This is a genomic window from Ruegeria sp. BC6, assembly GCF_056539185.1.
The window spans coordinates 24461-43553 of record NZ_JBQFUM010000005.1 but is presented as its reverse complement, the minus strand read 5'-3'; the positions used below and the strand labels follow the sequence as shown (position 1 = coordinate 43553).

The window sequence follows — 19093 nt, the reverse complement described above, 5'->3', positions numbered from 1 at the left end:
GGCCAATTCACCCTGAACAACAGATCTGACGGAAACGGTTGAACGAATGTCATTGAGCAGCAGAAAAATCAGGAAACTCTATGGAAAGACGCCGACGGACCCAAGGTAGTTTTTGACTCACTATTTGACTACCAATTCCGCGGGCGCTGAAATCGGCGTCTGGATGGGCGATTTTTCGGAGATGGTTCTGAGTACGGGCAGCATCGCGAAGTATTACCTGATTGATCCCTACGAGTTCATGCCGCAATTCCCGAACAGGATGTATGGGGGAAAGGTCGCGCAAAATCAGGGCGACATGGACGAAATCTTTGAACGGACGCAGTCTCGACTGGCACATTTGCCTGGCGAAAAGATCTTTGTTCGGAAAAGATCTGCGGAAGCGGCATCCGCGGTGCCTGACGAAAGCCTGGATTTTGTCTACGTTGACGGCAACCACTACTATGACGGTGTTCGGGCGGATATATTGTCGTACCTAGGCAAGCTGAAAACCGGTGGTTTTCTTATCTTCGATGACTGGAACTGGCATGATGACGAGGGGAAAGCCTCGGTGAAGCAGGCCGCCTGCGATTTTATTGCAGCCAATCCTGGTTGTTTGCAGTTGGTCGATCTGCAAGCGGGTCAGGCCGTGTTCCTGGTCACGAACAACCGTCTGAAATCGTAGCAGGGGCGGCGTTTCTCGCCTGTGGTCATTGACTCACGCTGCATCTGCACAATAGGAGATGCCGGTCGGTCGCATTGAGCGACCCTCGCTGATTTCCCGATGGAGAACGAACGAAATGTCTGAACTGCGTGAAACCGCCATGACGTCAAAGGCCTGGCCTTTCGAAGAGGCGCGCCGGTTGCTCAAACGCTATCAGAAGTCTCCACCGGAGAAGGGCTTCGTTCTGTTCGAAACGGGATATGGCCCGTCGGGCCTGCCGCATATCGGCACTTTCGGTGAGGTGGCACGGACCACGATGGTCAAGCGCGCCTTCGAGGCCCTGTCGGACATTCCCACCAAGCTGATCTGCTTTTCGGATGATCTGGACGGAATGCGCAAGGTCCCCAGCAACGTGCCGAACCCCGAGGCCCTTGAAGCCTATCTGCAGCAGCCGCTGACTTCGGTCCCTGATCCGTTCGGCGAGTATCCCAGCTTTGGTGAACACAACAACGCCATGCTGCGTCGGTTCCTTGATACGTTCGGGTTCGAATACGAGTTCTATTCGGCGCGCGACTTTTATCGTTCGGGTCAGTTCGACGAAATCCTGAAGCGTGCAGTAGAACGTTATGACGACATCATGGCCATCATGCTGAAAAGCCTGCGCGAGGAGCGTCAGCAGACCTATTCGATCTTCCTGCCGATCCATCCGGAAACGGGCCGGGTTCTTTATGTGCCGATGAGAAAGGTGTGCGCCGAGACCTACACCGTCACCTTCGATGATGAAGATGGCAAGGAGTGGACGCTGCCAGTGACCGGCGGCAATGTGAAGTTGCAGTGGAAGCCGGATTTCGGCGCGCGCTGGGCGGCGTTGGGCGTCGACTTCGAGATGTATGGCAAGGAACATGCGACCAACGAAAAGATCTATGACGCGATCTGCCGGGCGCTGGGCGGCCGTGCGCCCGAGCATTTCTCGTATGAGCTGTTCCTCGATGAAAACGGGCAGAAAATCTCGAAATCGTCCGGAAACGGAGTTTCGATCGACGAGTGGTTGACCTATGCGCCGACCGAGAGTCTGGCCTATTTCATGTATCAAAAGCCGAAGACGGCAAAACGGATGCATTTTGACGTCATCCCGAAGGCATATGATGAATACCATCAGCAGTTGCGTGCCTACCCCGGGCAGGACCTGAAGGCTCAGTTGAACAACCCGGTCTGGCACATTCACGGCGGTGACGTGCCGGAATCGACGTTGATCGTACCCTTTGCAATGCTGCTGAACCTCGCGTCGGTTTCAGGTGCCGAAGACAAAGAGACGCTGTGGGGTTTCATCCGCCGCTATGCGCCCGAAGCCACGGCCGAAAGCCACCCGGACCTCGACAAGGCCGCCGGTTTTGCAGTGCGCTACTTCAACGACTTCGTGAAACCGACCCGCAAGCATCGGGCGCCGACGGAGCAAGAGCGCGAGGCGCTTGAGGCCCTGAAGTCGGCGCTTGAAGCCTATGACGGTCCGGTCGAGGACGAAGCTTTGCAATCGGTGGTCTATTCCATCGGCCGCGAGCGCTTTGACCCGATGCGCGGCTGGTTCACAGCCCTTTACGAGGTGTTGTTGGGCGCCAGCCAAGGTCCTCGGTTCGGCGGGTTCATCGCCCTTTATGGCGTCCCCGAAACGATTGCACTGATCGACAAGGCTTTGGCCGGAGACCTGGCCTGATTTGACCCGATACTGCATGGGGCTACCTTTCCGACAGGAGGTGGCCCCATGCGTCGACTTTTGCTTGCAGTTTCCCTGAGCGCCGGTCTGGCAAAAGCCGCAGTTGCCCAAAGTGGCGACATCGAAGCCAATATCGCGGCGCAGATTGAAGCCTTCAAGGCCGATGACTTCGCCACGGCCTTCACCTTCGCCAGCCCCAACATCCAGACAATGTTCCGCACGCCCGAGAATTTTGGCGCGATGGTGCGCAACGGCTATCCAATGGTCTGGCGCCCAGCTGAGATCCGATTTCTGGAATTGCGGCAGATCTCAGGGTTCTGGTGGCAGAAAGTGATGGTGGTGGATGCGAACGGCCGGGTTCACATCCTGGACTATCAGATGGTCCAGCTGGAAAACGGCTGGAAGATCAACGGGGTGCAACTGCTTGGCAACTCCGACCCATCCGCCTGACGCAACACCCACCGTCACGATGATATGAGCGACGGTTAATCCCTTTTCGATACTCAGACCAGCGTGTCCGGGCGGCTTCCGGATCCGAAATCTGGCATGCGCCATAGCCTGAAGAGTGGGCGCGTTTGGGAAAGGGTATTCAATGAACAAGGCAATCACCGACGGAATCGTTTTCACGCCGCCGCAATTCGCGAATGGTCTGGATGTGTGGTCCAGCGGCGATGGCACTCCGGGCTCACCGACCTATGACGGGTCTGGAACGGGAGTGTTCGTGCCTGCAGATGCGGAGTTTGGCGGTTGTCTTGAGATACTGAAGGTCAATGCCACGCAGCAACTGCGGTACATGGGGCAGACGCCGCTTCTGCCGGGCTGCTATTTGCAGATCAAGGCGCGGGTCAAAGCGATCAGCGGGCCATTGCCGCAGGTCCGGATCGCTGGATGGGCCGGAGGGGCCGGCGACGTGCACCTTTCCGGACTGACCGAACAGGGCCCGGCCATCCAGCTGTCGGGCTATGGCGTGGTGCACGAGGTCACCGCCATCGTCGGGATTGGACAGCGGCCGGGCGTGGACATGCCTTGGGGCATTTCAGCGCTATACGGGCATTTCGGCCTCGATATCGAGGGGGCAAACGGCGCGCTCGTTCGGATTGATGATATCGAAATTACCGATGTCACCGGGGTCTTCTTGCGCGACATGATCAGCCTTGTGGACGTGCGGGACTATGGCGCGTTAGGAGATGGTGTGGCCGACGACTCGGCCGCGTTTGAAGCGGCAGACCAAGCCGCGGGAGGTCGCCGCATCTATGTGCCGCAGGGAACCTATCACCTGGCACAGGATGTTGGGCTGGACGCAGAGGTCGACTTTGAGGGCACGGTCACGATGCCTGATGACAAGATGCTTCTTCTGACCAAGAATTTCGATCTGCCGACTTACATCTCCGCCTTCGGCGATGAAGCCCTGGCCTTCAAAAAGGCGTTTCAGGCGCTGCTGAACAACTCGGATCATGAATCGCTGGACCTGGGCGGCCGCAAGATCTCGGTGTCCGAGCCGATCGACATGCAGGCCGCCGTACCCAATCGCGGCAGCTACTCCACTCGCCGCGTGATCCGCAACGGGCAGTTCGACGTCAAGAGCAGCGCCTCATGGGACACCGAGACCTTTACCTCTGTCTCAACATACGATCCGGCGGATCCTTACAAGTTGTCCGGTGTGGCCAACGTGGCCAATATCCCGCTCGGGTCGTTGGTTCAGGGCAGCGGCGTTGGACGTGAGATCTATGTTCGGTCCAAGGATGAAGGTGCCGGTGAGATCACCTTGAACGCACCCATCTACGATGCGGCTGGCACTCAGACCTTCACGTTCGTTGATTTCAAGTACCTGTTGGATTTCTCGGGCTTCAGTGCGCTGCAGAAATTCGCGATGGAAGACATCGAGTTTCAATGCAACGGGCGCTGTAGTGCGATCCGCCTGTCGCCGGGCGGGAACACGTTCGTTTTGAAAAACTGCTTTGTCAGCCGCCCGTTGGACCGCGGAATCACTTCGATCGGGGTAGGGTGCCAAGGCATGTTGATCGACGGTTGCCAGTTCCTGTCCAGTGAGGAGTCTCTGGACGTGCCCGACCGCAGTTCGATTGCCATCAACGCCAATGCCAACGACGTCAAGCTGCGCCACAACCGCGCCGTTCGTTTCCACCACTTCGCGGTTCTGGGCGGAGACAACAACCTGGTTCTGGGCAACCATTTCTTTCAGGGCGACAGCGTGTCGAACGGTGTGCGCAATGCGGGTTTGGTGATGATCGGGGCCTACAACAGCTCTTCGATCGCCGACAATTATGTCGACAACTGTTTCATCGAGTGGAGCAATGAGCGCGATGCCGAACCCGACTACACCTCAGGCTATTCCTTCAGCGCCATGAGCATCACCGACAACATCTTCTATTCAAGTGATGTTGCCCCGTGGTTCGCCTATATCGTCGTGCGCCCGCATGGCGTCGGGCATTTCCTGAACGGAATGACGGTCACGGGCAACAAGTTCCGAACGGCGAACGGGTCAATCGACCGCGTGGACAAGGTTGATACAACTTTTGCCGATCTGAATCCTGATCGGCATGTGAATGTCACGTTCGCAGACAACACGTATCACAACGTGACAATCAAGACCGCGAACCCGCTGCGGGTCCGACACGAACAGAATACGGCGGCCTCTGCCTGGACGGTGGACTCGGATGGTGCATTCCCCTTTGGTGGGCAGGCCCGCAGCTGTGACAGCGTCGTCGTTTTGGACGGGCTGAGAACCGCCCTTGGAACCCTGCGCTATTCGGCCCCCTATGTTCAGTTGCAGCAGGGGACAAACCAGGACCAGATCAAGTTGCGTTGGTCCGAGGCCTTGAGCGGTGAAGTTTCGGTGATCATGCGGATCGAGGTCTGATCCGTGTCGGCCGGTCGCTTTTGAGGCGGCCGGCGCGCTGCATTCAGAACTCGCGCCACAGCGCGAATCTCAGGCCCGGCCTGTCCTGGGCGGCGTTACGCTCGACCCCGATTATCCAGGTGTTTGGGCCGGTTTCGGATCGAAACATCGCCGAGGGCCGCGCGCTCCAATAGAGCGGGCGGCCAGGTACATAGGACGTTTCGATTTGGAGCAGGGGATTGACCCGACGGTGCGACGACAAACCCACTGTCAGGTCCAGTTTGCGGATCAGAGCGTCATGGCTTCGGTATTCCAGCGCGGCATCAGCCGCCATCCAGCCACTGCCATATCGGGCCTGAAATCCTTTGCCCCAAGACAGGGTTGCCTTGTACATCGCCCATGCGCGGGTTTCACGGTGATGCGCGCCGACACCTAACTCGGCCGCCAGCCGCCCACCGTTGGAAAATTCGGCAACCGGTAGGCGCGCAAACACCACGGCATGACCGTAGAGGTCCTGATGCTCTTCCGCGTCCAAACCCAGCGTCAGGTTTGGGCGGATGCCCCATTCCCCATAGAGCGAGGACTTGAAGCGGATGTCCCTCCCGGACTCGGAAAACGCCGTCAGGGCCAACGAAGTGAACGAGGCGCCTTTTTCACGCAGCCACGCCCCGGCGACGGCCGGAGTCGAAAACACAAGGCTTGCACACAGGAAGGCGATCAGGCGGGCCATTGGCGCAGGATCATCAACCTTGGTTAACGGAAGGTTAGCGCTCGGTTCATTTTTCGGAAACTTTTTCGCGCCAGCTCAACGAAAGGCAGGACGTTTGAAAAACCTGTGCTAGGCTTGGGTCAGACAAGGGAGATGACCGATGCCGAAGATATCAAAAGACGCCAGTGTTCAGACCGTTATCACCACTTTCGAAATGACCCCCGGAACCTGCCAGGACCTGCTGGAAGCGTTGACCGACGCCTATGCGAACTTCATTTCCAAGCAGCCCGGTTTTGTCGCGGCCGGACTGCATGTCAACGATGCCCAGACCCGCATCGCGAACTATTCGCAGTGGGAGCGGCGGGAAGACTTTCTGGCCATGCTGCGAACGCCTGAAATGCGCGAGCGTAACCGCAAGATCAACGAATTGTGCAAAAGCTTCGAGCCGGTGATGTACGACGTGGCCGAAACATTTGACTGATCCTGACCTGAATCAAGGTCAGAAGACTTTGGCTACTGCTATCTGAACGCGAAACTCAAGGAGGCGCCAGCCATGTATCACAATATTCTTGTCCCGATTTCCTTCGATGCCGAGCGTGACACGTCGGGGCCGCTGAAGCTGGCCAAGCTGTTGGCGACGCCAGATGCCAAAGTGACCCTGTTGCATGTTGTCGAGCATATTCCGGACTACGCAATCTCTTATATGCCGGCCGAATACCTGACCGAGGCGCGGCGCGCGATCCAGGATGAGCTGAACATTCTGGCTGCCAAGCTGCCGAACGCCAAAGGCGTTGTGGTCGAGGGCCATTCGGGGCGCACGATTCTGGATTGGGCGGAAACCAACAAACCTGACCTGATCATCATGGCGTCGCACCGACCGGGGATGCAGGATCTGTTGCTCGGCTCGACCGCGACGCATGTGGTGCGTCACGCCAGTTGCGCAGTTCACGTCGTTCGCTGATCTGATGGCGGGCAAAGGTCTTCGCGTGTCATCTTCCACGCTTTGCCGAACCCGCCATTGAGAAGCCCATCGACAATCTCAAAACGCACAAAACGGAAATCCGCGAAGTCGACATATAGCCCGGCCTTCGGACGCTGTGACAAGTAGCGTGCCCGAAGCGCGGTATGCTCCTCGGTCGCCCGTGGGATCGGGCGCGCCGTACAGTGCAGGGTCAGCCGGGGATGGGTCAGTGGATCACCTTTGTCAGCGGGCTCGCCGATCAGCAACGCGCAGGCCGGATTTGCCTCCAACGCGCGTGAGTGCTCCGCCAGATCCGAGATCAGGGTGAGCGGCCATCCAGCACTGTCGGTGGCCAGTGCTATGCGGCTGATCGACGGCAGTCCGTTGTCCGGATGCACCACGGCAAGCGCGGCAAAACGGGCCTGCGCGATGAGATCAAGGGCCAGTTCCCGTGCAGTCTCGTCGACCGGTTGAAATGGGTTTCGAGTGTTCACGTGGCGCCCTCGCTGGATTGCGTCATTCCGATGCCTCGGCTTTGCCACATAGTTGGTGTATCGCCAAGCTTATGAAGCTGAAGACAACCGTATACAACGAACCCGCACCAGACCCGCGCTTGGCACGTCGACAGCGCAAGGCTGATGCCCTGCGCCGACATGCGCTGTCCCCGCTGCGCATTCTGCTGATGGTGCTGGCCCTACCGCTGACGACGGGGATGATCGCGCTGGGCGTATATCTCCGGACCTCGGATCTGGAGCGGACCGAAGCCGTGATGCACCTTGTGGCGCTGGCTGGTTGCGACGCGGCACGCTCCGTTGGTCTTGGACCGATGCGCGAGGGACAGCTTGGGTACCACAAACGCAACGACCCTGATGGCGACGGGATCGCATGCGAGTCCACTGTCCGGGCCGCGACGCGGTCGGCTGTGCCGGTCCAGGCACCTGCGTCCACGCAAAACGCGGCGCCCAAACCGCGGGCTGTCGGAAACGCCAAATTTGTCCGCCCCTGACGGCCATTGAAGACACCTATCTTCATGGTTGAACCTTTTCGCGCACATGATCGCGTTGCCTGTGTCCCTGCGTGATTTGGGCAGGACGTGGTAGGATCATACCGTCCGCTGGCAGTTTGCCGCGGTTCGGGGTCTGGACCCCATGCGAGGGAGGACAACCATGTTTGCACGCATTACCCAGTTCAAGATGAAGCCCGGCACCCGCGAGGCCGCCACGGCCCGAATGAACGATCTTAAGGATCAGATCATGGGCATGCCCGGTATGCACTGCTTTACGAATGTGATGAACGAGGATGGCAGTGGCTATGTGATCTCGGTCGTCGAAAGCGAGGCGACATCAAACGCAAACGCCCCCAAGGTTGCCGAGTTGTGGGGCCAGTTTGCCGAGTATCTTGAAGGACCTCCGACGCCGATGGGGTATGATGTCATCGCCCATTGGGACAAGGGGTGACATCGGCCGTCACCCGGGGATGGCCTGATGCCTTACAAGATCACGCCGCGAATTGCAGCCGAGCTTATCGTGCACGAAGCCATCGTGCGTGAAGCCTATCTGGATTCCGTTGATGTCTGGACCTGGAGCGTGGGGATCACGTCGGCCTCGGGCCACACGGTCTGGCCGCGTTATCTGGACAACCCCCAGACCTTGCGGCGCTGCTTTGAAGTGTATGAGTGGGCTATCCGCACCAACTATCTGCCTGCGGTGGAAACGGCCTTTGCCGGCCACGCCCTGACAGAGGCGCAGTTGGGCGCGGCCTTGTCCTTTCACTACAACACCGGGGCCATAGACCGGGCCGTATGGGTGCGCAGGTGGAAGGCCGGGGATGTGGCCGGTGCTCGACGCGCGATCATGTATTGGCGGCGGCCGCCTGAAATACGCCCACGGCGGCGCAAGGAGCGCGCTCTGTTCTTCGATGGCGTCTGGTCGGGCACGGGCACCGGAACCGAGTACCAGGTGCGAAAACCGTCCTATCGGCCAGACTGGTCCAGCGCGGCAACGGTGCTGATCGGCGACGTTCTGCAAGACCTGTTCGGTTAGGCCCGACAGGTCATGCTTGCTTGCGAAATCCTTGCCGGCCCGTCAGGATCGGCGTCATGACCCGGGACGAATTCAACGCTTTCTGCGCCTCTCTGAAGGCCACGAGCCACGTCGTGCAGTGGGGCAATGCGGATGTGTGGAAGGTGGGCGACAAGGTGTTCGCGATCTGCGGCTGGAACGACGGCAAGGACGCCTTTACCTTCAAGGCCACCGACCTGGCCTATGAGGTGCTGCAGGATCAGCCCGGCATCCGGCCCGCGCCCTATCTGGCCTCGCGCGGCATGAAATGGCTGCAGGTTTATGACGAACGCGGGATGAGCGACGCGTCCCTGCGCGACCACATCGTGACGTCCTACGAGATGGTCGTGGCCAAGCTGACGAAAAAGATGCGGGCCGAGCTGGGGCTTTAGCCCTTCATCGCCTGCAGCAGTTCGATCAGCCGCTTGCGGTCATCGTCATCGGCATAGTCGCCCGCGGCCAACCGTTCGGCGATGCGCAGGCGTAGACGCTCGTGCTGGGTGCGCACCTCTTCGCCTGCGGTTTCGGCCAGCGTCTTCATGATCACCGCCACCGCCTGCTGGCGCTTGGTGGTGGGGTTGGCGATGTAATCGACCAGGCTCTGCTGCCCGGAATCGAGGATGTTTTCGGCCAGCGCCCGCAACTGCTCGCCATTGGGCAGCAGCGGGGCGGGAGTGCCTTCTGGCGGCAGGATCTCGGGCGCGCTGCGCGGGGTTTCAGCCAGGGCGTTGGCGCCGTCGACGAAGGCCTCGGTGATCATGCGGGTGATCTTGATCGCGCGCGGGTCCTTGAACAGGGTCGAGGCGATGGCCACGCCGTAATCGGTATAGACCCACGGGTTGACCCGCCGCCCACCGCGGCCCTTGGGTTTTGAAATCACATTCCGTGATATCAAATCCGCCACCTCGGCATCGGTCAGCTGAAAGCGGTAGCCCTCGAACAGGTCCTTGTTGCGCGAGACGGCCTGATTGAAGGCGCTGACGGATTTTCCGTAGAACCGCGCCAGATCCTCGGCCAGCACCACGCGGGTGCCACGCACCCGGTGAATGGCGCTTTGGACCTCATGCATGGAGGGCAGGTTCTTGGCGTTCGTCATGGCACCCGTTTGGAATCACAATTTGTGATTTCAAACGTGGAGGAGGGAGGGGTGGGTGGCAAGGGTGGAATATGAACAGGTATAACGCGACTGTGGCGGTATGGTGATTTCATCAGACGTACGATTTCCCTTGAGTTCTAGATCTATCTATGATTTCTAGAGCCTAGATTGGAGGTTCTAGATGAAAGAAATTAAAGTATCAACCGACGTCTTTGCTTTGATCTGGTCGTTGCGAATTCGCGGCGAAGAAAACGAAGACGATATTCTTAGAAGGGTTTTGAGCCGGGAGGATAAAAAATCACCAGAGGCAACGCAGCAAAAGTCCAATGATAGACTCGGTTTGGTAGATCGTCGATTTGGAGTGCAATTCAGCGAAGGCTTCCAGATACACAGAACGTATCTAGGAAAAGAGTACCAAGCAATCGTAGTTGGCGGGCAGTGGCAGATTGCTGGATTAAGTGGCAGATATTCAACGTTAAATGAGTTAAGCCGCGCGATCGGAACAAAAACTGAAAACGCATGGGCCAATTGGTTCTTTATTGATGCAGCCGGTCGACGCAAACCCGTTTCTGTTCTTCGAGATCCAAATACTGTAACCACTAGAAACCAAAAAAAAGCGGCCACTCAAAGGAGTAGTGATGACATGATGGCGCCCGATGCAAGATGGTGTGACGATGTTAGGTCAGCCTTAGATGAATTGGGTGGCAGGGCGCACCTGTCGAAGATTTACGAGAAAGTGGAAGAAATCAGACAAAGTGCAGGTAGATCTACGCCTAAGAGTCTAGAGGAAGTGGTTCGGAAAGAACTTGAAATGCGATCATCTGACTCGGAAGTTTTTGACGCAGCGCGAGGAGAGGATTGGTTTTGTTTGCCCGAGGGCAAAGGAGCGGGAATTTGGGCCTTAAGAAACTAGCTCCCAGTCACTGGTAGCTTTCAGCCGTCTGAGTTATCGCTTCCTTCTCTTCACATTCCCACCCCGCTGCCCGGGCCGCCCAGCCGTTGACCGTCCCTGCGAGCGAATTGCGTCTTCCGAGGCTTTCTCGACTGCCCATTGCCGCGCCATGGGGTCGTCGGCGACGGCCAGATCGACAGCTTCCAGACGCTTGATTTCGTCGCGGATGCGGGCGGCCTCTTCGAATTCCAGGTTCTCGGCCGCCTTGCGCATCTGCTCGCGCAACCCGTCCAGATGGGCCTCGAGATTGGCGCCGTGCATCGGTTTGTCGATGGTGGCGGTGACGCGGTTCATGTCCACGTCGCCCTGATAGAGACCGGCCAGAACGTCCTCGACATTCTTCTTCACCGTCTCGGGCGTGATGCCGTGCTCCTCGTTATAGGCGATCTGCTTGGCGCGGCGGCGGTTGGTTTCTTCCAGCGCGCGCTCCATGCTGCCGGTGATGCGGTCGGCATACATGATGACGCGGCCCTCGGCGTTGCGCGCGGCGCGGCCGATGGTCTGGATCAGCGAGGTTTCCGAGCGCAGGAAGCCCTCTTTGTCGGCGTCCAGAATGGCGACCAGACCGCATTCGGGAATGTCGAGCCCCTCGCGCAGCAGGTTGATGCCCACCAGCACGTCGAAGGCCCCCAGCCGCAGGTCGCGCAGGATCTCGATCCGCTCGATCGTGTCGATGTCGGAATGCATGTAGCGGACCTTGATGCCCTGTTCGTGCATGTATTCGGTCAGGTCTTCGGCCATGCGTTTGGTCAGCGTGGTGACCAGCGTGCGGAACCCCTTGGCCGAGACCTTGCGCACCTCGTCCAACAGGTCGTCGACCTGCATCTCGACGGGGCGGATTTCAACCTCGGGGTCCAAAAGGCCCGTGGGCCGGATCACCTGTTCAGTGAAAACGCCGCCGGTCTGCTCCAGTTCCCACTTGGCCGGCGTGGCGCTGACGAATACCGACTGCGGGCGCATGGCGTCCCATTCCTCGAACTTGAGGGGACGGTTGTCCATGCAGGAGGGCAGGCGGAACCCGTGTTCGGCCAGCGTGAACTTGCGCCGGTAGTCGCCGCGATACATGCCGCCGATCTGCGGCACCGAGACGTGGGATTCGTCGGCGAAGACGATGGCGTTGTCGGGGATGAATTCGAACAGGGTCGGGGGCGGCTCGCCCGGTGCGCGGCCGGTCAGATAGCGCGAATAGTTCTCGATCCCGTTGCAGACGCCGGTGGCTTCGAGCATCTCCAGGTCGAAATTGGTGCGCTGTTCCAGCCGCTGAGCTTCGAGCAGCTTGCCCTCGCCCACCAGCTGATCCAGCCGCTGGCGCAGCTCCTTTTTGATGCCGAGGATCGCCTGCTGCATCGTCGGTTTCGGCGTGACGTAGTGCGAGTTCGCGTAGACGCGGATCTGCTCCATCGTGTCGGTGCGCTCGCCGGTCAGGGGGTCGAACTCGGTGATCGCCTCCAGTTCCTCGCCGAAGAACGAGAGTTTCCACGCGCGGTCTTCCAGGTGGGCAGGCCAGATTTCCAGGGAATCGCCCCGCACCCGGAAGCTGCCGCGCTGGAAGGCCTGATCGTTGCGGCGGTATTGCTGGGCCACCAGATCGGCCATCACCTGCCGCTGGTCGTATTCGTTCCCGACCTTCAGATCCTGTGTCATCGCCCCGTAGGTCTCGACCGATCCAATGCCGTATATGCACGACACCGAGGCCACGATGATCACGTCGTCGCGTTCCAGCAGCGCCCGGGTGGCCGAGTGGCGCATCCGGTCGATCTGTTCGTTGATCTGCGATTCCTTCTCGATATAGGTATCGCTGCGCGGCACATAGGCCTCGGGCTGGTAGTAGTCGTAGTACGAGACGAAATACTCGACCGCGTTGTCCGGGAAGAAGCCTTTGAACTCGCCGTAAAGCTGGGCCGCCAGCGTCTTGTTGGGGGCCAGGATGATGGCGGGGCGCTGGGTTTCCTCGATCACCTTGGCCATGGTGAAGGTCTTGCCGGTGCCCGTGGCGCCCAGAAGCACCTGATCGCGCTCGCCGTCCAGGACACCGGCGGCGAGTTCCTTGATGGCCGTTGGCTGATCCCCGGCCGGTGCAAACTCCGTATGCATGACGAACCGCTTGCCGCCCTCAAGCTTCAGGCGGGCGCGGACATCGTCGACGGTCAGCTGGGTTTTGTCAGAATGTGCATAGGGCATCGGCAGGCTCCGCTTGGGCTTCTTACATTTGTTCTTATTTTGTCCGCATGCAACCCCTGCAGCGCCGGTCATTTGCATGGCCCTGCGGCATTTGCAATCTTGTCCCCGCCCGCACTCTGACGCATAAACGGTCGCGACCAACCGAGTATGGAGAGGCGACATGCGCGCACGGATTTACCAGCCTGCAAGAAATGCGATGACGTCGGGTATGGCCAAGACCCGCAAATGGGTTTTGGAATTCGCGCCTGCGTCGGCGCGCGAGGTTGATCCGCTGATGGGCTGGACATCGTCTTCGGACACGCAATCCCAGGTTCGCCTGAAGTTCGACACCAAGGAAGAAGCGTTGGACTATGCCAAGGATCATGGCATCGAAGTTCTGGTCAGCGAACCGCACAAGCGCAAACCCAACCTGCGCCAGCGCGGGTATGGCGAGAATTTTGCAACAGACCGCCGCGGTCCCTGGACCCACTGAATGATTGACATCCGCGAGGCGGATCCGACTTCGGCTGCCCTGCGGCCGGTGGTCGAGGCGCATTTCGCGCACAGCGAAACCGCGGGACCCGCCGAAAGCAATCACACAATGGATGCCGAGGCGCTCTCTGGGCCGGATATTCGGTTCTGGGCCCTGTTCGACGACGACGAGCCTGTGGGGTGCGGCGCATTGAAGGCTTTGCCGGACGGGACGGCCGAGGTGAAGTCCGTCCATATCCTGGCCAAAGCACGTGGGCGCGGGTTGGCGCGGACGATGATGAACCACCTGGCCGAAAGCGCCCGCGCCGACGGAATCTCTGCTCTGGTTCTGGAAACCGGCGCTGCCCATCTGGCCGAGTACGACGCCGCACGCAAACTCTATGAAGCGTTGGGATACAGCTATTGCGGTCCGATCTTTGGGTATCACGACGATCCCAACAGCGCGTTCATGCGCTTGGCTCTTGAACCCCGGCTCTAAACCGATCAAGAAGGGCCCAGCGGTCCCGTAGCTCAACTGGATAGAGCAGCTGACTTCTAATCAGCAGGTTGAGGGTTCGAGTCCTTCCGGGATCGCCAGTTACTGATCCAAGTGACGTTCGAGATCCAAAGTCGGTTTTTGCGACAAAAAAGCGGTTTTTTTGGAATTGCGCTCGAACCTGCTTTGCCTTTAGCGCTGATCTTTCAACGGCTTATTCGCGATGCGGCGGTTCATTCAATCTGACCGGGTCCGATAGCACAGCCGCAAGCCGTTGCCTGATCATCTGGACCGGTATGCCGAAGTTTTGTCCCCAGGCGGGGACTGCACCCGCTGCGGCGGCAAAGCAAGCCGAAACCCTGATCGTGCAATGGCGTCTCCACTACACTACCGTCAGGCCACACAGCGCATTGGCTGACGTCTGCCCGCATCAGAAATCATCGCTTGATGGGCCGAAGGCCCGCGACGAACTGAAAATCGAAGCGGACCACCCTGTAGGGGCGCCTCAACTAGACAAGCCACAACACAAGGCAACATGCGATTGATCCGAGGGACAGGCTCCCAACAACCAATTGCAAGTGGAAGCGAGATGCCGGTTGGGCGCTGTGCGCTTCCAATCGGGAATATACGCGGCGGGCGTTTATCCAAGCTCCCCAATAGATCAGCAGCGAGATCAACACAAAAAGAGTGGCTGCGGCTTTTGCCAGCCACTCGGGTTCGACGGCGGAAAATACGGCCTTGAGGCCGAGGGCGATGGCCACGCAGGCCATCCCGGTTCTCATCCAACCCGCAAACGTGCGCTCATTTGCCAAAATGGTGCGGTCTTCGGCCCAGTCGGTCCGCTCCTCGGCCAAGTTTTGGCTTTTCGTGCTTTTGTCAGACATTGCCGCCCTTTGGACTGCTCACCAGATCGGAATGTGAAGGCTTGCCGGTTTTTCGGCAAGCCTTCACAAGACCTTAAACGCGCACAGTTGGGTCGCAAAAGGACACACGCGCCTGGTCACCGCGTCAGCTTGATTTCGAGATCGCCCGCAGCATCCAAGCTGCCTGCTCATGAAATGCCGAACGTTCGGTCGCCAGATCTTCGGTCACGACGTCTTTGCGGCTTCCTGCAAGCTCGGTCAGGGCGTGCAGGCGGTGCGCCACTCGCTCGTGATCAGCAGCCAGATCTTCGATCATGTCGGCGGCGGACAGGTCCCCTTCGCGATCCTTGATGGCCGAGAAATCGAGGATGTCGGACATGCGCGAGGGCGCCAGATGTCCCAGCGCGCGGATGCGTTCCGCGATCTCATCAGCGGCGGCGAACATGTTTTCGTACTGTTCTTCGGTCAGCTTGTGGATCGAATAGAACAGCGGGCCTTCCACGTTCCAGTGATACGCATGTGTCTTGAAGGTCAGCCGGTAGGTATCGGCCAGAACATCAGCCAGACCCTTGGCCAAGGGCGCGGTGTCGCGCACGCCAGTGGAAACGGGGTTTTCGTTCGGGACAACGTTCAATGCGTCGGTCATGACAACTCCTTTTTTCTACTGGGGAAGAAACGTCCAAAACCGGATTTTGTTCCACTTTCGGCGGAAAAATCAGGTGACGGTGGGCATCCCGCCATCAGCGGAATAGTCGATTGACACCCGCAGCAAGGTCGGAACGGCGACGTCAGCCGCCGCCTGCAGCGCAGGAGCAAGTTTGCTGTGACTTTCGATATCGTGGTAGACCCAGCCAAAGGATCGGGCCAGTGACTCCCAATCGGGGTTGCCGAAGGAAAACTCGCGCGCACCTGGCTGTTTTTCGTCGATCAGACCATAGCCGTTGTCTTCCCAGATCAGAACGGTAATGGGCACGCACAACCGGGCCGCCGTCTCCATCTCCTGAACGTTCATCAGGAAGTCCCCATCACCACAAACGGCGATCACCCGACCCTCGTCCAACAGACGGGCAGCCTCAATCGCTCCGGGCAGCGCAAGGCCCATACCGGCCAGACCGTTCGGAATGATGATTTGACCCGCCCGGCGTGCTTGAACCTTGCTGGCGACCCAAAGCTTGTGCAGGCCAACGCCAGACAACAGAACGTCGCTTTCGCGAAGCGTTTCGGAAATCGCCTGACAAATGTCCGACGGCGCGACACAGGCGGCATCGGAAGCTGTTGGTCCACCTTCCAGCGAGGCTTCAATCCTCCGCTGGAGACCTTTGAACCAGCTTTGCGTGGGACGTTCGGCCGTGGCCTTCACCAGAACGTCGATGCAGTGCGGAAGGTCGCCTGTCAGAGCGGCCTTTACCGGCCAGTCCACATCAACAGTCGAGGCCACGTCCGAGATCTCGAGAACCGGCTTCTTACCGCCCATCGAGATGTTCGAGGGTGGATATTCAACCGGGTCAAACCCGATTGCAATGATCAGGTCGCACAGGTCGAAGGCTTCTGATGCCAATTCTTTGCCCGGCTGACCGATCGAATGCAGCGAGAGCGGGTGCCCCGGAGGCAGAGCGCCTTTGGCCATGAATGTCGTGACGACCGGGGCAGACAGGCTTTCCGCAAGTGCCCGAACGTCGCTTGCGGTGCCGGATCGGATCACCCCGTGTCCTGCAAGGATCAAGGGCTTTTTCGCCTCAGCCAGCAGGCGCGCGGAACGGATGACCGCATCGGCTGCCGGTCGTACCTCCGCTGGCGGCGGGGCCACGAAAGGTTCGGCCAGAATCGGGACCTCGGCCAGATCTTCGGGCAGGGAAAGATGGACGGCTCCGGGTTTGTCGAGCTTGCTCAACCGCACGGCCTCGGCCACGACTTGGGGAATTTCATCCGCAACCATCAGCGTTCGGCTCAACTTGGTGACTGGCGCGAAGAGTGCTTCGAGATCGATGATCTGATGGCTTTCGCGGCCCAGCCTGGACCGCGCACCCTGTCCCGTGAGGGCGATCAGCGGCACATGGTCAAGCGTGGCGTCAGCCACACCGGTGACAAGGTTGGTCGCACCAGGTCCAAGTGTCGAGAGGCATACCGCCGGGTTCCCCGTCAATCGACCGTGAACCGATGCCATGAACGCCGCCGATTGCTCGTGCCGGCACAGGACGAAGTCGATGCTCGACTGGTCGATTGCGGCGATCAGATCGGTTGTTTCCTCACCCGGAACACCGAAGGCACAGGTCACGCCGTTGGCCTCGAGGCAGGCAATCAGCAATTCGGCGGCGGTTTGGGCATGGACGGCATCTTTCATAGGGCTTTGAACCTCGGGGTACTGTTTCAGGGAGTGCGGATGAGCCGGGGTTTACCCACGGATCAGTCGCAAGATCAGCGAACCGATGAACAGGACCAGAAAGATCACGAAAAGGATTTGCGCGATACCGGCCGAGGCCGACGCGATGCCGCCAAACCCGAAGATGCCAGCAACGATAGCAAGTGCGAAAAAGATCAGCGCCCAAGACAACATGGGATTTCCTTTCATTTTGTGACTACTGACGGGTCAACGCTTGAAACCCCAGATTGGTTCCGGATCATTTTGGTGGAACAATTGGCGACCGCCCGCGTTAGGTCGATGAAAGGAGATCTGACATGACACAGAAAACGGCGAAGAAGGCCCCTCAGGACACTCCGCATGTAGAGATGGCGGCGCGGATCGACGAAGTGGCCAAGGAGGCCAAATCAGCGTTGGAAGATGGCGTAACCGCAACGCGTGACACGTTGAAGACGGCGCGCGACGAGGCGCAAAAACAGCTGACACAGACATCCGAGAAAAGTGTCGCATTCGTGCGTGAGAACCCGGGTCTGGCAATGGTCGGAGCGTTGGGCGTGGGTGTCCTGCTGGGCCTCGCGCTGCGCAAGGCGGACCGCAGTTAGAACACGCGGTACACTGCGACCGATATGGGCATCGAATACGTATTGCCGGCCATGCTCGGCTTGGGTTTGGCCGGTCTACTGATCTGGTTTTTCATCAGGAATCGCTGACAGCGCTATTCGTCACTGCCACGCCAACCAGCCCGCCATCCCAACGACCCAAAGCGCCTCAGCCGCGCTTTGGGTCTTCTTCTATTTCGGGTTTGATCTGGGCGTAGGCCAGCATCGTGAAGACAGCGGTTCCTCCGATGATGTTGCCGGCGAGAACGGGTAGGAAAAAGCTGAAAACGGCTGCGCCTACTGGCAACTGCCCCTGAAGCATCAGAACCGCCATTTCCACCGATCCGGCAACGACGTGGGTAAAGTCACCGGCCGCAATCATCCAAGTGAAGATGACGATGACCAGCACCTCGTTGTTCTGTGCCGAAGGCAGCATCCAAACGATCGCCGCAATTAGGATTCCCGCCGGTATTCCGCGCAGAAAGCCAACCCAGGCGCCCATGCCGGTGGCGTGGTGGCTCAGGTCGTTGATGACCGAGACGAGCTGGGGCGACAACACCGGCGTATGGATCAGGAAGGCAGATATCGCAAACGCCCCCAGCACATTGGCACCCAGTACGATTGCCCACAGCCTCGCGGTTTTGGTGAAGCAGGCAACGGACGGATTTATCATGGCTGGAACAACAGTCGTAATCGTGTTTTCGGTGAATAGCTGCATCCGCCCCAAAATGACCAGGACAAAGCCGAGGGAATAACCCAGGTTCTCGATCAGAAAGCGCCCGCTGGTTTCGGGCAGATGTGCTCGCAAGATCGCTTCGCCGAGCACCGAAAAGCTGATCAGCACGCCTGCGGCAATCCCGGACCAGAACAACGCTTTGGTCGGGCGGTCCAGTTCCTCCTCGCCGTTTTGGCGGATGGTCTCGAATATCAGGCGCGGAGACAGGCCGGACGCTTCTTCGACCGCTTCGCGCTCACTTTCTTTCTCGACAAGATCTTTTCGCGGCGCTTTGATTTTATCGGACATTTTGACCCCATGTATCGACCTTCAAACCCAACGTTCTGCCGGTCGTTTTGGTTCCGTCAGGTACAAAGTTCCTCAAACCTTCTGAAAGAACTGGGATCACGCCCAGATCTTTGTCGGGAACTTTCGGCTACCTAT

General features: G+C 59.0%; 23 protein-coding genes and 1 tRNA gene. 15 read left to right on the top strand and 9 right to left on the bottom strand.

Annotation, left to right across the window (positions count from 1 at the left end):
• The first annotated feature begins 124 nt into the window (after positions 1-124).
• The 4 genes from ACR0MM_RS14675 (at position 125) to ACR0MM_RS14660 (ending at position 5229) form a co-directional block, all read left to right on the top strand.
• A complete protein-coding gene (locus ACR0MM_RS14675; RefSeq protein ID WP_480697001.1) occupies positions 125-661 on the top strand; it encodes a class I SAM-dependent methyltransferase in 537 nt (178 codons plus the stop codon).
• Positions 662-776: 115 nt separating this feature from the next.
• Entirely contained in the window at positions 777-2351 is a 1575-nt protein-coding gene (locus ACR0MM_RS14670; RefSeq protein ID WP_170391956.1) for a lysine--tRNA ligase, read from the top strand.
• Between the two features lie 48 nt (positions 2352-2399).
• Positions 2400-2801: a DUF4864 domain-containing protein gene (locus ACR0MM_RS14665; protein ID WP_480696999.1), complete on the top strand. Its 402-nt coding sequence runs from the start codon at positions 2400-2402 to the stop codon at positions 2799-2801.
• A 142-nt stretch (positions 2802-2943) separates the two neighbouring features.
• Positions 2944-5229, top strand: coding sequence for a glycosyl hydrolase family 28-related protein (locus ACR0MM_RS14660; protein WP_480696997.1), 2286 nt, complete (start codon positions 2944-2946; stop codon positions 5227-5229).
• A gap of 43 nt (positions 5230-5272) precedes the next feature.
• On the opposite strand, the gene ACR0MM_RS14655 is transcribed toward ACR0MM_RS14660, so the two are convergent.
• The gene (locus tag ACR0MM_RS14655; RefSeq protein ID WP_480696995.1) at positions 5273-5938 is read right to left on the bottom strand and encodes a hypothetical protein; all 666 of its coding nucleotides are present in this window, start codon (positions 5936-5938) and stop codon (positions 5273-5275) included.
• A gap of 139 nt (positions 5939-6077) precedes the next feature.
• Between ACR0MM_RS14655 and ACR0MM_RS14650 the strand changes: the two genes are divergently transcribed.
• Complete coding sequence (locus ACR0MM_RS14650; RefSeq protein WP_093963400.1) at positions 6078-6398, top strand: antibiotic biosynthesis monooxygenase family protein; 321 nt, start codon at positions 6078-6080, stop codon at positions 6396-6398.
• Between the two features lie 72 nt (positions 6399-6470).
• Positions 6471-6878, top strand: coding sequence for a universal stress protein (locus ACR0MM_RS14645; RefSeq protein ID WP_093963399.1), 408 nt, complete (start codon positions 6471-6473; stop codon positions 6876-6878).
• Here the strand turns inward: ACR0MM_RS14645 and ACR0MM_RS14640 are convergent.
• Entirely contained in the window at positions 6863-7372 is a 510-nt protein-coding gene (locus ACR0MM_RS14640) for a HugZ family pyridoxamine 5'-phosphate oxidase (RefSeq protein ID WP_480696993.1), read from the bottom strand. The genes ACR0MM_RS14645 and ACR0MM_RS14640 overlap by 16 nt on opposite strands.
• Positions 7373-7491: 119 nt before the next feature.
• On the opposite strand from ACR0MM_RS14640, the gene ACR0MM_RS14635 reads away from it, so the two are divergent.
• From ACR0MM_RS14635 to ACR0MM_RS14620, 4 genes are all read left to right on the top strand, one after another.
• On the top strand, positions 7492-7884 hold the full coding sequence (locus ACR0MM_RS14635) for an excalibur calcium-binding domain-containing protein (protein ID WP_480696991.1): 393 nt from the start codon (positions 7492-7494) through the stop codon (positions 7882-7884).
• 160 nt (positions 7885-8044) lie between these two features.
• The gene (locus ACR0MM_RS14630; RefSeq protein ID WP_480696989.1) at positions 8045-8335 is read left to right on the top strand and encodes a hypothetical protein; all 291 of its coding nucleotides are present in this window, start codon (positions 8045-8047) and stop codon (positions 8333-8335) included.
• 27 nt (positions 8336-8362) lie between these two features.
• Entirely contained in the window at positions 8363-8920 is a 558-nt protein-coding gene (locus ACR0MM_RS14625) for a lysozyme (protein WP_480696987.1), read from the top strand.
• 56 nt (positions 8921-8976) lie between these two features.
• Positions 8977-9330, top strand: coding sequence for an MmcQ/YjbR family DNA-binding protein (locus tag ACR0MM_RS14620; protein WP_480696985.1), 354 nt, complete (start codon positions 8977-8979; stop codon positions 9328-9330).
• Here ACR0MM_RS14620 and ACR0MM_RS14615 read toward each other — a convergent pair.
• Positions 9327-10034: an ORF6N domain-containing protein gene (locus tag ACR0MM_RS14615; protein ID WP_480696983.1), complete on the bottom strand. Its 708-nt coding sequence runs from the start codon at positions 10032-10034 to the stop codon at positions 9327-9329. The two genes, ACR0MM_RS14620 and ACR0MM_RS14615, sit on opposite strands and share 4 nt — an antisense overlap.
• Before the next feature lie 181 nt (positions 10035-10215).
• On the opposite strand from ACR0MM_RS14615, the gene ACR0MM_RS14610 reads away from it, so the two are divergent.
• Complete coding sequence (locus ACR0MM_RS14610) at positions 10216-10947, top strand: hypothetical protein (protein ID WP_480696981.1); 732 nt, start codon at positions 10216-10218, stop codon at positions 10945-10947.
• A 33-nt stretch (positions 10948-10980) separates the two neighbouring features.
• On the opposite strand, the gene uvrB is transcribed toward ACR0MM_RS14610, so the two are convergent.
• Positions 10981-13167 carry an excinuclease ABC subunit UvrB gene (uvrB, locus tag ACR0MM_RS14605; protein ID WP_170365273.1) on the bottom strand — a complete coding sequence of 729 codons (2187 nt, stop codon included), beginning with the start codon at positions 13165-13167 and terminating at the stop codon, positions 10981-10983.
• 160 nt (positions 13168-13327) lie between these two features.
• Here uvrB and ACR0MM_RS14600 point away from each other — a divergent pair, with 160 nt between their 5' ends.
• The 3 genes from ACR0MM_RS14600 (at position 13328) to ACR0MM_RS14590 (ending at position 14214) form a co-directional block, all read left to right on the top strand.
• On the top strand, positions 13328-13639 hold the full coding sequence (locus tag ACR0MM_RS14600) for an ETC complex I subunit (RefSeq protein WP_093963390.1): 312 nt from the start codon (positions 13328-13330) through the stop codon (positions 13637-13639).
• Positions 13640-14116 carry a GNAT family N-acetyltransferase gene (locus ACR0MM_RS14595; protein ID WP_170373034.1) on the top strand — a complete coding sequence of 159 codons (477 nt, stop codon included), beginning with the start codon at positions 13640-13642 and terminating at the stop codon, positions 14114-14116.
• A gap of 21 nt (positions 14117-14137) precedes the next feature.
• A tRNA-Arg gene (locus tag ACR0MM_RS14590) sits at positions 14138-14214 on the top strand.
• A 408-nt stretch (positions 14215-14622) separates the two neighbouring features.
• Here ACR0MM_RS14590 and ACR0MM_RS14585 read toward each other — a convergent pair.
• The 4 genes from ACR0MM_RS14585 to ACR0MM_RS14570 form a co-directional block, all read right to left on the bottom strand.
• Positions 14623-14997, bottom strand: a complete 375-nt coding sequence (locus ACR0MM_RS14585) for a YidH family protein (RefSeq protein ID WP_480696979.1) — start codon at positions 14995-14997, stop codon at positions 14623-14625.
• Positions 14998-15121: 124 nt separating this feature from the next.
• Positions 15122-15622 carry a Dps family protein gene (locus ACR0MM_RS14580; RefSeq protein ID WP_170360286.1) on the bottom strand — a complete coding sequence of 167 codons (501 nt, stop codon included), beginning with the start codon at positions 15620-15622 and terminating at the stop codon, positions 15122-15124.
• A gap of 69 nt (positions 15623-15691) precedes the next feature.
• Positions 15692-17317, bottom strand: coding sequence for an acetolactate synthase large subunit (locus ACR0MM_RS14575; RefSeq protein ID WP_480696977.1), 1626 nt, complete (start codon positions 17315-17317; stop codon positions 15692-15694).
• Positions 17318-17368: 51 nt separating this feature from the next.
• Positions 17369-17530 (bottom strand): DUF1328 domain-containing protein, encoded by a 162-nt coding sequence (locus tag ACR0MM_RS14570; protein WP_093961673.1) that lies wholly within the window; start codon positions 17528-17530, stop codon positions 17369-17371.
• Positions 17531-17652: 122 nt separating this feature from the next.
• Between ACR0MM_RS14570 and ACR0MM_RS14565 the strand changes: the two genes are divergently transcribed.
• On the top strand, positions 17653-17937 hold the full coding sequence (locus ACR0MM_RS14565; RefSeq protein ID WP_170365267.1) for a DUF883 family protein: 285 nt from the start codon (positions 17653-17655) through the stop codon (positions 17935-17937).
• Between the two features lie 166 nt (positions 17938-18103).
• On the opposite strand, the gene ACR0MM_RS14560 is transcribed toward ACR0MM_RS14565, so the two are convergent.
• On the bottom strand, positions 18104-18958 hold the full coding sequence (locus ACR0MM_RS14560; protein ID WP_170360292.1) for a formate/nitrite transporter family protein: 855 nt from the start codon (positions 18956-18958) through the stop codon (positions 18104-18106).
• Positions 18959-19093 lie beyond the last annotated feature (135 nt).

Excerpts from the sequence above, each read along its gene's own strand:
- ACR0MM_RS14670 (WP_170391956.1), top strand. The coding sequence starts at position 777 with ATGTCTGAACTGCGTGAAACCGCCATGACGTCAAAGGCCTGGCCTTTC.
- ACR0MM_RS14665 (WP_480696999.1), top strand. The coding sequence starts at position 2,400 with ATGCGTCGACTTTTGCTTGCAGTTTCCCTGAGCGCCGGTCTGGCAAAA.
- ACR0MM_RS14660 (WP_480696997.1), top strand. The coding sequence starts at position 2,944 with ATGAACAAGGCAATCACCGACGGAATCGTTTTCACGCCGCCGCAATTC.
- ACR0MM_RS14655 (WP_480696995.1), bottom strand. The coding sequence starts at position 5,938 with ATGGCCCGCCTGATCGCCTTCCTGTGTGCAAGCCTTGTGTTTTCGACT.
- ACR0MM_RS14650 (WP_093963400.1), top strand. The coding sequence starts at position 6,078 with ATGCCGAAGATATCAAAAGACGCCAGTGTTCAGACCGTTATCACCACT.
- ACR0MM_RS14645 (WP_093963399.1), top strand. The coding sequence starts at position 6,471 with ATGTATCACAATATTCTTGTCCCGATTTCCTTCGATGCCGAGCGTGAC.
- ACR0MM_RS14630 (WP_480696989.1), top strand. The coding sequence starts at position 8,045 with ATGTTTGCACGCATTACCCAGTTCAAGATGAAGCCCGGCACCCGCGAG.
- ACR0MM_RS14625 (WP_480696987.1), top strand. The coding sequence starts at position 8,363 with ATGCCTTACAAGATCACGCCGCGAATTGCAGCCGAGCTTATCGTGCAC.
- ACR0MM_RS14620 (WP_480696985.1), top strand. The coding sequence starts at position 8,977 with ATGACCCGGGACGAATTCAACGCTTTCTGCGCCTCTCTGAAGGCCACG.
- ACR0MM_RS14615 (WP_480696983.1), bottom strand. The coding sequence starts at position 10,034 with ATGACGAACGCCAAGAACCTGCCCTCCATGCATGAGGTCCAAAGCGCC.
- ACR0MM_RS14610 (WP_480696981.1), top strand. The coding sequence starts at position 10,216 with ATGAAAGAAATTAAAGTATCAACCGACGTCTTTGCTTTGATCTGGTCG.
- uvrB (WP_170365273.1), bottom strand. The coding sequence starts at position 13,167 with ATGCCCTATGCACATTCTGACAAAACCCAGCTGACCGTCGACGATGTC.
- ACR0MM_RS14600 (WP_093963390.1), top strand. The coding sequence starts at position 13,328 with ATGCGCGCACGGATTTACCAGCCTGCAAGAAATGCGATGACGTCGGGT.
- ACR0MM_RS14595 (WP_170373034.1), top strand. The coding sequence starts at position 13,640 with ATGATTGACATCCGCGAGGCGGATCCGACTTCGGCTGCCCTGCGGCCG.
- ACR0MM_RS14585 (WP_480696979.1), bottom strand. The coding sequence starts at position 14,997 with ATGTCTGACAAAAGCACGAAAAGCCAAAACTTGGCCGAGGAGCGGACC.
- ACR0MM_RS14580 (WP_170360286.1), bottom strand. The coding sequence starts at position 15,622 with ATGACCGACGCATTGAACGTTGTCCCGAACGAAAACCCCGTTTCCACT.
- ACR0MM_RS14575 (WP_480696977.1), bottom strand. The coding sequence starts at position 17,317 with ATGAAAGATGCCGTCCATGCCCAAACCGCCGCCGAATTGCTGATTGCC.
- ACR0MM_RS14570 (WP_093961673.1), bottom strand. The coding sequence starts at position 17,530 with ATGTTGTCTTGGGCGCTGATCTTTTTCGCACTTGCTATCGTTGCTGGC.
- ACR0MM_RS14565 (WP_170365267.1), top strand. The coding sequence starts at position 17,653 with ATGACACAGAAAACGGCGAAGAAGGCCCCTCAGGACACTCCGCATGTA.
- ACR0MM_RS14560 (WP_170360292.1), bottom strand. The coding sequence starts at position 18,958 with ATGTCCGATAAAATCAAAGCGCCGCGAAAAGATCTTGTCGAGAAAGAA.